We start from the raw sequence: 12,311 nt of genomic DNA, 5'->3' as shown, positions 1-12,311 counted from the left end.
GCCGGGCGGACCATGACAAACGATTGTCGCATGCACTTTTCCAACTCTGGTCTCCGTCAAGCCGCTCTGGCCGGCGCGATCGGCATTTTCGCTTTGATGACAGCGGTAGGCGCCAGCGCCCAGCAGTCGACCACTACCAAGATGACTGGCCTTAATCTCAACAAGGACCAACCGATCCAGATCGAAAGCGACAAGCTGGAAATCCATGATTCGGAAAGCAACGCCGTATTCACAGGCAAGGTCAACGTCGTCCAGGGTACGACGACGATGAAGGCCGGGAAGATGATCGTCTTCTACAAGAAGAAGCCGCAGCCGGATGCCAACGGCAAGGCAGCACCCGTTGCCGAAACGAAGAAGCCAGCTGCAGGCAACTCTGTCGTTTCCGGAGACACCGATATCGACCACATCCTGGTGTCCGAGAAGGTTTACCTGACCTCAGGCACCCAGACGGCTACTGCCGATAACGGTTCGTTCGACATGGCAGCCCAGCTCGCCGTCCTCAAGGGCGACAAGGTTATCCTGACCGACGGTCCCAATGTGTTCACGGGCTGCATGCTGACAGTTCACATGGACACCGGCGAAGCCCAGCTCGACAGCTGCGGCGGCCGCGTGCAGATCCAGCTCGATCCGAAGTCAAAGCAGCCAGCCGCTGCCAAGACGAACTGATCGCGACCTTTAAGTGACAGCGCCAGACATGACCACTAACTTCGGCACTTCCGAGCCGTCCGCTTCGATGCAACCTCCTGCCGGCGACAAGGTCCGCTATCAGGGTACGCTGATAGCCCGCGGACTGACCAAGACATACCGGACGCGGCGTGTCGTCAATGGCGTATCGCTCGTCGTCCGGCGCGGAGAGGCTGTTGGCCTGCTCGGCCCGAACGGGGCCGGCAAGACAACCTGTTTCTACATGATCACCGGACTGGTTCCGGTCGATGAAGGTACCATCGAAATCGACGGCAACGATGTGACAACGATGCCGATGTACCGCCGCTCGCGGCTCGGCGTCGGCTATCTGCCGCAGGAAGCCTCGATTTTTCGCGGCCTGAGCGTCGAGGAAAACATCCGCGCGGTGCTTGAAGTCCATATCAAGAGCAAGGATGAGCGCGAAAGCAAGCTCGACGACCTGCTCGAGGAATTCCACATTCGCAACCTGCGCACCATGCCGGCCATAGCCCTTTCCGGGGGTGAACGCAGGCGCCTGGAAATTGCCCGCGCTGTCGCCACCGACCCGACGTTTATGCTGCTCGACGAGCCTTTCGCAGGCGTCGATCCAATCTCCGTTTCGGACATCCAGAACCTGGTGCACCATCTAACGGCGCGCGGCATCGGCGTCCTGATCACCGACCATAACGTCCGCGAAACGCTGGGACTTATCGACCGCGCCTACATCATCCACGCGGGAGAAGTGCTGACGCATGGACGAGCCCACGATATCGTTAATAATCCCGAGGTTCGCCGGCTCTACCTTGGCGACAATTTCAGCCTCTGATAGATTATTCTGGCACAGAAAATAACCTCTGCCCCCCGACATGCCCTTGACCAAACCCAATAAAAAAGCAATTTTTGGGCCAGTTGGAAAAGGCTGACCGTTTTTAAGCGCTCTCAGCATTTTCCAGGAGGGATTGAAGGGGAGTTTTGCGTCCGTCATGGCCTTATCCGCCAATCTTTTCCTGCGCCAGAGCCAAAGCCTGGTCATGACGCCGCAGCTGATGCAATCAATTCAGCTGCTCCAGATGACACATCTGGAGCTCAACCAGTTCATCGCACTGGAAGTCGAAAAGAATCCGCTGCTCGAATTTTCATCGAATGACGGCGAATTGGGCAGCGGCAACAGCCGCGAGCCTGAAGAAGAGGCACGTGGCGTTTCTGAAGATGGCCGCAGTGAAGATGGCCCCGAGCGGAACTCTGGCGAGCTTGCAAGCGACTGGTACGAGAGCAGCAACACCGGCCATGCCGAGCGGCTGAACGACGAGCTCGACAGCAATTTCAGCAATGTCTTTCCCAACGACGGACAGCCGCAGCGCCTGGACGCGCCCGAGCTTGTCAGCCAGTGGAAATCGATGCCCGGCAACACCGAGGCCGCCGAACGCTACGATCTCGACGACTTCGTCGCTGGCCAGATTTCGCTCCGCGACCATCTCAACCAGCAGATACCTTTCGCTTTGCCAGCCAGCGCCGACCGGATGCTTTCCGAGCATCTGGTCGATCAACTGGACGATGCCGGCTATTTCCGCGGTGAAGTTGCCGAGACGGCTGCGCGTGTGGGAACCGCATGCGCGGAGGTTGAGCGCGTGCTTGCCTGCCTGCAGACCCTCGACCCGCCCGGCGTCTTTGCACGGTCGCTTTCGGAATGCCTGGCGATACAGCTTCGCCAGAAGGACCGGCTGGATCCGGCCATGGCTCAGCTCCTGCAGCATCTGGAGCTCCTCGGCCGCCGCGACTTTGCGACGCTGAAGCGGCTCTGCGGCGTGGACGAGGAAGATCTTCTCGACATGATGGGCGAGATCCGCCAGCTTAATCCGAAGCCTGGCAGCAGCTTCGAGACGGGCATGTCTGAAGCCATCACGCCCGACATCGTCGTCCGTGGGGCCCAGGACGGGAGCTGGCAGGTCGAGCTCAATCCCGACACCCTGCCGCGAGTGCTGGTCAACCAGTCCTACTTCGCCAAGATATCGAAGACCGGTGACGACTACTCCTTCCTGTCCGAATGCCTGCAGACGGCAAACTGGCTGACGCGCAGCCTCGACCAGCGCGCCAAGACGATCATGAAGGTCGCGAAAGAAATCGTCCGGCAGCAGGACGCATTTCTGGTGAATGGTGTCAGCCAGTTGCGGCCGCTCAACCTCAAGACTGTTGCAGACGCCATCAAGATGCACGAATCGACGGTGAGCCGCGTCACCTCCAACAAGTACATGCTGACACCGCGCGGGCTGTTCGAGCTGAAATATTTCTTCACCGTCTCGATCAGCGCCGTGGAAGGCGGCGACAGTCATTCTGCGGAGGCCGTGCGTCATCGCATCCGGCAGTTGATTGTCCAGGAGGCTCCCGACAGCGTACTGTCGGACGACGACATCGTCGACAACCTCAAGAAGAATGGCGTTGAGCTGGCACGGCGTACGGTGGCAAAATACCGGGAGGCGATGAACATCCCCTCCTCCGTTCAGCGTCGCCGCGAAAAGCGTGCACTGGCCAGGGTTGCGGGCTTTTAGAGTCGATGATTTCAATCTGTAGATGTGCTTCTGCCAGGGTTCGCGGCGAGCCTGTTGACTCTTCCATGCGGCAGCGCTAGAAGCCCGCCGCAATCGGTGCAAGGCATCATCACACACAGGAATCTCGCTTTTCAGCGCATGTCGGCGACCCAGGCTTTTTGTCAAAGTTCGTGCGAAGTGCTTGGATGAGAAGGACGCTTGGCGTAAGCTGGCAGGCGCAACCACTACAAAAAGGGAAACTCCATGAGTGTGCGTGTATCCGGTAAACATATGGAAATCGGCGAATCCTTCCGGCAGCGGATTGAAGACCAGATCGACATGGCAGTCACCAAATACTTCGACGGAGGGTATTCGGGGCAGGTCACGGTGCAAAAGTCCAGCTCGCGCTTCGCGGCGGATTGCAAGCTTCATCTCGACAGCGGCGTCATCCTGCACGCGGCCGGCGAAGCGATGGATCCGCAATTGGCCTTCGATGCAGCACAGCAGCGGATCGAGAAGCGCCTGCGTCGCTACAAGCGCCGCTTGAAGGATCACCACGCCACCAATCCGGCGGACGATGCTTTTGGTGAAGTCGCTTATACCGTGATGGATGGCATGCCGGATGAAGACCATGAGGTCGCCGAGGATTTTGCGCCTGCAATCATCGCCGAGAGCTCGAAACAATTGAAGACGATGTCGGTTGCGTCTGCCGTTATGGCGCTCGACATGACTGACGAACCGGTGCTGATGTTTCGGAGCACGGGCAAGGAACTGAACATCGTCTATCGTCGTCATGACGGCAACATCGGCTGGATAGACGCAGCCAGCATCAAGGGCTGAGACAGCACGAAGAGCGGCGGTTCCGCCGCCGCTCTTCGAGAGCATCCCGGCACACGAGGAAAAAAGAATGGCTTTGGCAGATTTGCTGCAGCAAGATGCGATCATCCCTGCCTTGAAGGCAAATTCCAAGAAACAGTTGCTTCAGGAAATGGCGGCCAAGGCCGCCAAACTGACGGGACTGTCGGAACGGGATATCTTCGAAGTAATCTTGCAGCGTGAACGTCTCGGTTCAACGGGCGTGGGCAATGGCATTGCCATTCCGCACGGCAAGCTGCCAAGCGTCAAGACCATCACCGGCGTCTTCGCGCGGCTGGATTCAGCCGTCGACTTCGAAGCGCTGGACGACCAGCCGGTCGATCTCGTCTTCCTGCTGCTTGCACCCGAGGGTGCCGGCGCCGATCACCTGAAGGCGCTTTCGCGCATCGCCCGCGTGCTGCGAGACCAGGATCTCGTCGCCAAGCTCAGGGCCACCGAATCAGCCTCGGCGATCTACGCGTTCCTCAACGAGGAACAGGCCTCTAACGCGGCGTGAAGTTTCGGTTGCCGCGCAGAAACGGACGGGCCTGAACCAAAGGCTCGCGCCAATCGCTACGGCTGAAATTCATCTCTGTACAGGCATCCCAACCTCACTCCTCCGCTTGCCGCAGGGCATCGGCAACAGTGCACCTGCGCGGTTATAGAGCGCTGCGATGAGCAAGGGATCACGCGCCGTCTAAGCGGCGTTGTGGACCCCCGCCGCGAGGGCGAGGATGAGAATGACGGTGCAGCAGCCAATTTTCATTGAAATCCGGCTGCTGAAAAATCAGGCGTCTTTTTCGTCGAACGGGCTGTTGGCGCCGACTTCCACATCTACGGCCTTAGGGCCGCCCTTGGCGACGCCTACCATTGCCGGACGCAAGATGCGTTCGCCGATGCTGTAGCCATCCTGTACGACCTGCACGACAGTGTTGTTCGGAACTTCCGTGTTGGGGATCTCAAACATTGCCTGATGGAAATTCGGATCGAACTTCTGGCCGACCGGCTCGAGCTTGCGGACGCCATGGCGCTCCAGGGTGGACAGCATAGAGCGTTCGGTCATCTCGACGCCTTCGATCAGCGTCGACAGGCCCGCATCGGCATTTTCGCGGACGTCAGCCGGGATTGCATCGATAGCTCGGCGCAAGTTGTCCGATACGGCCAGCATATCGCGCGCAAAGCCGGCGACGGAATAGGACTTGGCATCCTTGACTTCCCGCTCGGTGCGACGACGCAAGTTGTCCATCTCCGCAGCAAGCCGCAAATAGCGGTCGCGAAGCTCGGCATTTTCGGTCTTCAGGACCTCGACGGGATCCGGCTCCGACGGCGCTGCCTCGGCAGCATCGTCCACATCTGGCGCGAACTCTTCGAGGTTCTCGTTGGGCGTTGCGTCGTGTGTATCATTGGTCGTGTCGACGATCATGACGGTCTCCGAATTACGTGGTCTCTAGGATGTGCCCGATATCGAGGTTTGACTTCGAAAAATCAAGGCTTGCCGATGAAGAAGCGGCGATTTGCCGGCAATCGCCACGATTGAATGCGGAGCCGCTACAATCCGTTGCGCGACAGGCGTGAAATCAGCTGGGCGGTATAATCGACCATCGGCACGATCTTGGCGTAGTTCAGCCGCGTCGGGCCGATGACGCCGACGGCACCAACGATCTTATCGTCGCCGTCGCGGTACGGCGCAACGATCAGCGACGAGCCTGACAGGGAAAACAGCTTGTTTTCAGAACCGATGAAAATGCGCACGCCGGGGCCGGTTTCAGCCAGATCGAGCAGTTCGATCAGGCTGTCCTTCTTTTCAAGATCATCGAAGAGCATGCGCAGCCGGTCGAGATCTGCCGCATCGGCAAGGCCATCCAGCAGATTGGCACGGCCGCGGACGATCAGCTGTCCAGGCTTGCTGGCGTCGTCGTCGCCGGACCAGACAGCAATGCCACGCTCGACCAGATCCTGCGAGAGCACGTCGAGTTCGTGGCGCACGTCGTTCTTCAGGGTCTGCAGCTGCTTGCGCAACGTCGGCAGCGTCTGGCCGGTCATATGGGCGTTCAGAAAATTGGCCGCCTCAGTCAGCTGCGACGACGTGATGCCGGCGGGTAGCTCGATGATCCGGTTTTCCACCTGATCGTGGTCGCCGACCAGCACGGCCAGCGCCTTGGTCGGCTCCAGGCGGATGAATTCGACATGCTTCAGGACCGGATCGCTCTTGTTGGTGATGACGATACCGGCACCGCGCGAAATGCCCGAGAGCATTTGGCTGGCTCCCGACATTACCGACTGCATCGGCTGGTCGCGGTTGCTGCCGCGGATCTGCCGGTCGATCGTTGCGCGGTCTTCGGCCGAGAGATCGCCGACCTGCATGAACCCATCGACGAAGAAGCGCAGGCCGATCTGGGTGGGCAGCCTGCCGGCGCTAATATGCGGCGAATAGATAAGGCCGAGCTCTTCGAGATCGCTCATCACGTTGCGGATGGAGGCTGGCGAGAGCGAAATCGGGAGCAGCTTCGACAGGCTGCGCGAACCGAGCGGTTCGCCATATTCGAGGTAGCTTTCGACGATGCGACGAAAAACTTCCTTCGACCGTTCGTCGAGTGCCGAAACGGCGTCCGAAATCGACGATGTCAAAAATCCCATTTCGCCGTGGTGCCCCTGCGATTGATCCTTGGCAAGTATAGCCGCTCATCCCGCAATGACAAAGGAAAATGCCATCGTCTGCGGCCGCCTGCGACAGGCCGCTTTTTCTTTGCAAAAGCGGGCCGTCAATCGTAGAAGCGGTGCAACATCATCAGGAGTATGACATGCGGCCTTCAGGCAGAAAAACCGACCAGATGCGCAAGGTCTCGTTCGAGCGCAACTTCTCCAAGCACGCCGAAGGCTCGTGCCTGGTCAAGTTCGGCGATACCCATGTTCTGGTGACGGCAAGTCTTGAAGAAAAGACCCCGCCATGGCTGCGCAACAGCGGTAAGGGCTGGGTGACCGCCGAATACGGCATGCTGCCCCGCGCCACCGGCGAACGTATGAAGCGCGAGGCCGCCAGCGGCAAGCAGAGCGGTCGCACGCAGGAAATCCAGCGTCTTATCGGCCGTTCGCTGCGTGCCGTGGTGGACCTGCAGGCCCTCGGCGAACGCCAGATCAGCCTCGACTGCGATGTCATCCAGGCGGATGGCGGGACCCGCACCGCGTCGATCACCGGCGCCTGGATCGCGCTGCACGACTGTCTCAAGTGGATGGAAGGCCGCAGCATGATCAAGCTCGACCGGGTCCTCAAGGATCACGTCGCTGCCATTTCCTGCGGCATCTTCGCCAGCCAGCCAGTGATCGACCTCGACTATCTCGAGGACTCATCGGCTGAGACGGACGCCAACTTCGTCATGACCGGCTCTGGCGGCATCGTCGAGATCCAGGGGACGGCCGAAGGCAAACCGTTCTCGGAAGAAGAATTCCTGACGCTGCTCGGCCTCGCCAAGAATGGCTGCACCGAGCTCGTCGCCATGCAAAAGCAGGCAATCGGCTGATCGACGGAGATACTAGATGCCCGTTGCCATTGACGGCATTCTCGAAACGGCGCTCTACGTCGACGATCTCGACGAGGCGGATAGCTTTTACGGGACGATCCTGGGATTGCCCAGGATTACGCGTCAGGGTGATCGGCATGTCTTCTTTCGCTGCGGACCCGGCGTGCTTTTGATCTTCAATCGCGCGGAAACGGTAAAGCCTGCGCCGGCGGGGGCCTTGCCGGTGCCATCGCACGGGACAGCAGGAAGCGGACATGCCTGCTTTCGCGTCGCTGCCGACCAGCTTGACGGGATGGTGCAAAGCCTGACATCCGCTGGCGTCGCCATCGAAGCCGATTTTCTCTGGCCGAACGGAGCGCGGTCGATTTACTTCCGCGACCCCGCGGGCAACAGTCTGGAATGCGCCGAACCCGGCCTCTGGGCGATCTGACAGGAATAGTGCATGCGCAAGCTCGAAACAAAGACCATCGTCGTTGCCAGCCATAATGCCGGCAAGATCCGCGAAATCGCCGACCTGATCGGCCCGATGGGGTTTGTTGCCAAATCCGCTGCCGAACTTGGCTTCATCGAACCCGACGAAACCGGCACGACATTTGAGGAAAATGCCCGCATCAAGGCTCTGGCATCGGCCAAGACCTCCGGCCTTCCGGCGCTTTCCGACGACAGCGGCTTGGTGATCGATGCCCTCGGCGGCGATCCCGGCGTCTACACCGCCAACTGGGCTGAAACTGCCGACGGCAGCCGCGATTTTGCGATGGCAATGCAGAAAGTCGAGACGGCACTGCAGAAGGTTGGCGCAACGACGACGGACAAGCGCAGCGCGCATTTCGTCAGCGTCCTTTGCCTCGCCTGGCCGGATGGACACACCGAGCTTTTCCGCGGCGAAGTCGAGGGCACCATCGTCTGGCCGCCGCGTGGCGAGGCCGGCTTCGGCTACGACCCGATCTTCCAGCCATCAGGCTATGACGCGACATTCGGCGAAATGACGGCGCAGGAAAAGCACGGCTGGAAGCCCGGCGACCCGGAAGCGCTGTCGCACCGGGCACGCGCCTTCAAGCGCTTTGTCGAAACCGGGCTGGCAGCGTAGGATCGTCCGGTGAACATTGTCGATTCGCATAGCGCGCATTTGCGTGGCGCCCCTCTCCTGCCCGATACCGGCGAGCCCGGTTTTGGTGTCTACGTGCATTGGCCGTTCTGTGCCGCCAAATGCCCCTATTGCGACTTCAACAGCCATGTCCGCCACCAAGCGGTCGACCAGCCGCGCTTTACGGCCGCCTTTCTCAAAGAAATGGCATCGATGCGCCAGCTCAGCGGCGCGAAGACGGTCACCAGCATCTTTCTCGGCGGCGGCACGCCATCGCTGATGACGCCGGAAACGGTCGGCGCCATTCTCGACGGCATCGCCACCCATTGGCACGTGCCGGATGGGATCGAAATCACGCTCGAAGCCAATCCGTCCAGTGTCGAGGCAGAACGGTTTCGCGGCTATCGGGCGGCCGGTGTTAACCGTGTGTCGCTCGGTGTACAGGCGCTGAACGACCGTGACCTCAAATTTCTCGGCCGGTTGCACAACACCGAGAATGCGCTGAAGGCCATCGGGCTCGCGAGGGACATCTTTCCACGCATGTCGTTCGACCTCATCTACGCTCGTCCTGACCAGACGGTTGAGGAATGGGAGCGGGAACTGAAACAGGCGATGTCCTACGCCGTCGATCACCTGTCACTCTACCAGCTGACGATCGAGGAAGGCACGCCGTTTTTTGGCCTGCACAAGGCCGGCAAGCTGGTAGTGCCGGATGGTGACCAGTCGGCGCTGCTCTACGAGGCGACGCAGGAGATCACCGAGCGTGAGGGGATGCCGGCCTACGAGGTATCCAACCATGCCCGTCCCGGCGCCGAAAGCCGCCATAATCTCACCTACTGGCGCTATGGCGACTATGCGGGCATAGGCCCCGGCGCCCACGGGCGGCTTACACAAGGCCGCGACAAGCTGGCGACGGCGACCGAGCGCAAGCCTGAAAGCTGGCTCGACATGGTCGAGCGCGACGGCCACGGCATCCTCGAGCAGGAGATGCTCGGCTACGACGAGCAGGCCGATGAACTGCTGCTGATGGGGCTGAGGCTGAAGGAAGGCATCGACCTCGTTCGCTGGCGGCATTTTTCCGGCCGCGATCCCGATCCGAAGCGTGAAGAGTTCCTGCTCGAACACGGCTTTATCGAGCGCATCGGCAATTCTCGCCTGCGCTGCACGCCGGCGGGCATGCTGATTCTTGATTCCGTGGTTGCCGATCTGGCGTGTTGAGGGGGTAACCACGACCAATCGGGAGAAGAAAACCCTTCGCCCCGATTGGTCGATACCCGCCTCTCCACTCCTTGACACGAACGCTACACGCCTGCGCTATCAGGGCTGCTGAAACGTCTGGTATCCCCGAGGAATGTCTCCAGACCTGCAAGGAATTCCAGGATGAACCGCACCCTTCTCGTCATCGACATTCAAAAGGACTATTTTTCGGGAGGTGCCCTGCCCCTGTGGCAAGCGGACGAAACCGAGAGCCACATCCTCTCGGCGATAGCGAAAGCCAGAGCTGCCGGCGACAATGTGGTGCTGGTCCAGCACATTTCGGCGGCGAGCACCGGTCTCTTTGCAAAGGACGGAGCGGGAACAGCCATTCGCGACAATGTCCTGAAGGCTGCAGACAATGCGCCCGTCGTCATCAAAAGCAGTGCAGACGCCTTTCAGGATACCGACCTCGCCGGACATCTCAACGGCACTGATGAGCTACTGATCTGCGGAATGATGACGCAGAACTGTGTCGTCTTCACTGCGATGTCGAGGGCTGCAGACGGAATAGTGGTGAAGGTGATCGGTGATCTCTGCACGGCGCCCACCGAAACCGTTCACCGTATCGCGCTCAATGCGCTCGGTTCAAAACTTCCGGTGCTGGTCGCCGCGGACGTTTGGAAATGATGATAGCGAACGCTTGGCAATGTCCAGGATGTCCGCTTCGTGAGATGCCGCAACAGCTTATCTGACAACAGAACGGCCGGCTTTCGCCGGCCGTTTCGATTCATACCGCGTAGATGATTATTCGTTGATCAGGCGCTTCAGCAGCTCGATCTCGTGCGACAGCTTGGTATCGCCGGAGATCAGCTCCTCGATCTTGCGCACGGCGTGCAGCACGGTCGTGTGATCGCGTCCACCGAAGCGACGGCCGATTTCCGGGAATGAACGAGGTGTCAGGGTCTTAGCCAGATACATGGCGATCTGGCGCGGCTTGACGATGACGCGGGTGCGACGGTTGGAGACCAACTCCTGGCGCGAGACATTGTAATGACGGGCGACAACGCGCTGGATGTCTTCGATGCGCACACGACGCGGCTCGCCGGAGCCCACCAGGTGAGCAAGAAGTTCATCGACGCGCTCGACAGTCAGGTTCGGCTCGAAGGAGCGGCGGAAAACCAGCTGGTTGAAGGCGCCTTCCAACTCGCGGCCGCTGGCGGTGACGCTGCGGGCAACGTGCGACAAAAGTTCTGCCGGGATTTCAAGCGACGGATCTTCGACCTGGGCGGCAGCAAGACGCCGATTGAGGATCTCGAGGCGCATCTCGTAATCCGGAGCTTCCAATTCGATGGCAACGCCGCCCTGCAGGCGCGAGCGGACGCGGGGATCGAGCGATTCCAGTTCCCAGGGAGCGCGGTCGGCGGCAACGACAACCTGCTTGGCGCTGTCGAGAAGCATATTCAGAAGATGGCAGAATTCGTGCTGAATCATCTTTCCCTGCAGAAACTGCATGTCGTCGATGATCAGAAGGTCGATATTGCGCAGCGACTCCTTGAGGGTCAACGCATCATTGTCGCGGATCGCGGTGGCAAAGCGCCACATGAAGTATTCCGCCGTCAGGTAAACAACCCGGAGGGCGCGCGGATTGCGCACCGCAGCGTTGGCGATCGCCTGCAGCATGTGGGTCTTGCCGAGACCGACGCTCGAATGCAGGAACAGCGGGTTGAAGCGCACGGCACCGGCGCCGGCTTCCGCGATGGTTTCGGCTGCGGCCAGCGCGATACGGTTTGAACCTCCTTCGACAAAGGTGTCGAACGTGTAGCGAGGATCCAGCGGCGAACCAAAGAGCGGTGTGCCGAAGCTCGGCGTGCGGGCAGCGCCTGCAGCATTGACAGCCTGGGCGACGGCCTGACCTGCCGCCTGGGCGGTCTGGCGGCGCATAGGAGCCACGGCGCCCATATCGGGCACGACGACCTGCTCGTCAGCCGCAGGGGCCTTGGTGCCATGCCGCTGGGCGGTACGGACAAGAATTTCGACCTTCAGAATTTCGGCATCTTCAGCCTGGAACAGGCTTGTGATCATATCCAGGTAGCGGTTGTTGATCCATGACTTCAGAAACGTGGTCGGTACCGTCAGTCGAACGACGCTCTTCGACACCGAATGCAGCTTGAGACGGGCAAACCAGCTGGCATAAACGTCGGCACCGACCTGCGCCTTCAAACGTGCGCTCACACGCTCGAACAGTACACTATGCTTCATGTCTGCTTTGTCTCCCGCCACTTCAAGGCAAACCGAGCTCAACGCCTGCTGCGCACCGTCGCCGCTTTTCGCCAGTGCACCGGTAGTCATCGTATTCATCTGCATTTCGCCGCCTTCCAGAATCTCGTCATGTCGGGCGAAGGAACGCCGCCCGATATTATCTCGCATGATGGCGGGGTCCGGCTCGCACTGAGCCATCGCGTCGCGCAT

13 protein-coding genes are annotated in these 12,311 nt (G+C 60.1%); 10 read left to right on the top strand and 3 right to left on the bottom strand.

The window, feature by feature from the left end:
* The first annotated feature begins 12 nt into the window (after positions 1 to 12).
* The 5 genes from PR017_RS00065 to ptsN all read left to right on the top strand — a co-directional run bounded on the left by PR017_RS00065 (position 13) and on the right by ptsN (position 4,560).
* On the top strand, positions 13 to 666 hold the full coding sequence (locus tag PR017_RS00065; RefSeq protein WP_111216413.1) for an LptA/OstA family protein: 654 nt from the start codon (positions 13 to 15) through the stop codon (positions 664 to 666).
* Positions 667 to 694: 28 nt separating this feature from the next.
* Complete coding sequence (lptB, locus tag PR017_RS00060; protein WP_111216411.1) at positions 695 to 1,489, top strand: LPS export ABC transporter ATP-binding protein; 795 nt, start codon at positions 695 to 697, stop codon at positions 1,487 to 1,489.
* A gap of 157 nt (positions 1,490 to 1,646) precedes the next feature.
* Positions 1,647 to 3,209 carry an RNA polymerase factor sigma-54 gene (rpoN, locus tag PR017_RS00055; protein WP_111216409.1) on the top strand — a complete coding sequence of 521 codons (1,563 nt, stop codon included), beginning with the start codon at positions 1,647 to 1,649 and terminating at the stop codon, positions 3,207 to 3,209.
* 243 nt (positions 3,210 to 3,452) lie between these two features.
* Positions 3,453 to 4,028 (top strand): ribosome hibernation-promoting factor, HPF/YfiA family, encoded by a 576-nt coding sequence (hpf, locus tag PR017_RS00050; RefSeq protein WP_111216407.1) that lies wholly within the window; start codon positions 3,453 to 3,455, stop codon positions 4,026 to 4,028.
* A 67-nt stretch (positions 4,029 to 4,095) separates the two neighbouring features.
* Positions 4,096 to 4,560, top strand: a complete 465-nt coding sequence (gene ptsN, locus PR017_RS00045) for a PTS IIA-like nitrogen regulatory protein PtsN (RefSeq protein ID WP_111216405.1) — start codon at positions 4,096 to 4,098, stop codon at positions 4,558 to 4,560.
* Positions 4,561 to 4,830: 270 nt separating this feature from the next.
* On the opposite strand, the gene grpE is transcribed toward ptsN, so the two are convergent.
* Positions 4,831 to 5,466, bottom strand: coding sequence for a nucleotide exchange factor GrpE (gene grpE, locus PR017_RS00040; protein WP_111216403.1), 636 nt, complete (start codon positions 5,464 to 5,466; stop codon positions 4,831 to 4,833).
* A 125-nt stretch (positions 5,467 to 5,591) separates the two neighbouring features.
* Entirely contained in the window at positions 5,592 to 6,680 is a 1,089-nt protein-coding gene (gene hrcA / locus PR017_RS00035; RefSeq protein WP_111216401.1) for a heat-inducible transcriptional repressor HrcA, read from the bottom strand.
* A gap of 164 nt (positions 6,681 to 6,844) precedes the next feature.
* Here hrcA and rph point away from each other — a divergent pair, with 164 nt between their 5' ends.
* From rph to PR017_RS00010, 5 genes are all read left to right on the top strand, one after another.
* A complete protein-coding gene (gene rph, locus PR017_RS00030; RefSeq protein ID WP_111216399.1) occupies positions 6,845 to 7,561 on the top strand; it encodes a ribonuclease PH in 717 nt (238 codons plus the stop codon).
* Positions 7,562 to 7,577: 16 nt separating this feature from the next.
* A complete protein-coding gene (locus tag PR017_RS00025) occupies positions 7,578 to 7,991 on the top strand; it encodes a VOC family protein (RefSeq protein WP_111216397.1) in 414 nt (137 codons plus the stop codon).
* 12 nt (positions 7,992 to 8,003) lie between these two features.
* Positions 8,004 to 8,648 carry an RdgB/HAM1 family non-canonical purine NTP pyrophosphatase gene (rdgB, locus tag PR017_RS00020; protein ID WP_111216395.1) on the top strand — a complete coding sequence of 215 codons (645 nt, stop codon included), beginning with the start codon at positions 8,004 to 8,006 and terminating at the stop codon, positions 8,646 to 8,648.
* A 15-nt stretch (positions 8,649 to 8,663) separates the two neighbouring features.
* Positions 8,664 to 9,863, top strand: a complete 1,200-nt coding sequence (gene hemW / locus PR017_RS00015) for a radical SAM family heme chaperone HemW (protein ID WP_111216949.1) — start codon at positions 8,664 to 8,666, stop codon at positions 9,861 to 9,863.
* Between the two features lie 162 nt (positions 9,864 to 10,025).
* Positions 10,026 to 10,529 (top strand): cysteine hydrolase family protein, encoded by a 504-nt coding sequence (locus PR017_RS00010; RefSeq protein ID WP_111216393.1) that lies wholly within the window; start codon positions 10,026 to 10,028, stop codon positions 10,527 to 10,529.
* A gap of 117 nt (positions 10,530 to 10,646) precedes the next feature.
* Here PR017_RS00010 and dnaA read toward each other — a convergent pair whose 3' ends face one another.
* Positions 10,647 to 12,206 (bottom strand): chromosomal replication initiator protein DnaA, encoded by a 1,560-nt coding sequence (gene dnaA / locus PR017_RS00005; RefSeq protein WP_111216947.1) that lies wholly within the window; start codon positions 12,204 to 12,206, stop codon positions 10,647 to 10,649.
* Positions 12,207 to 12,311: the final 105 nt, after the last annotated feature.

The sequence above is a fragment of the Rhizobium tumorigenes genome, assembly GCF_003240565.2.
GTDB lineage: Bacteria > Pseudomonadota > Alphaproteobacteria > Rhizobiales > Rhizobiaceae > Rhizobium > Rhizobium tumorigenes.
The sequence above is the reverse complement of the archived record's forward strand: the minus strand, read 5'-3'. Positions and strand labels throughout refer to the sequence as shown.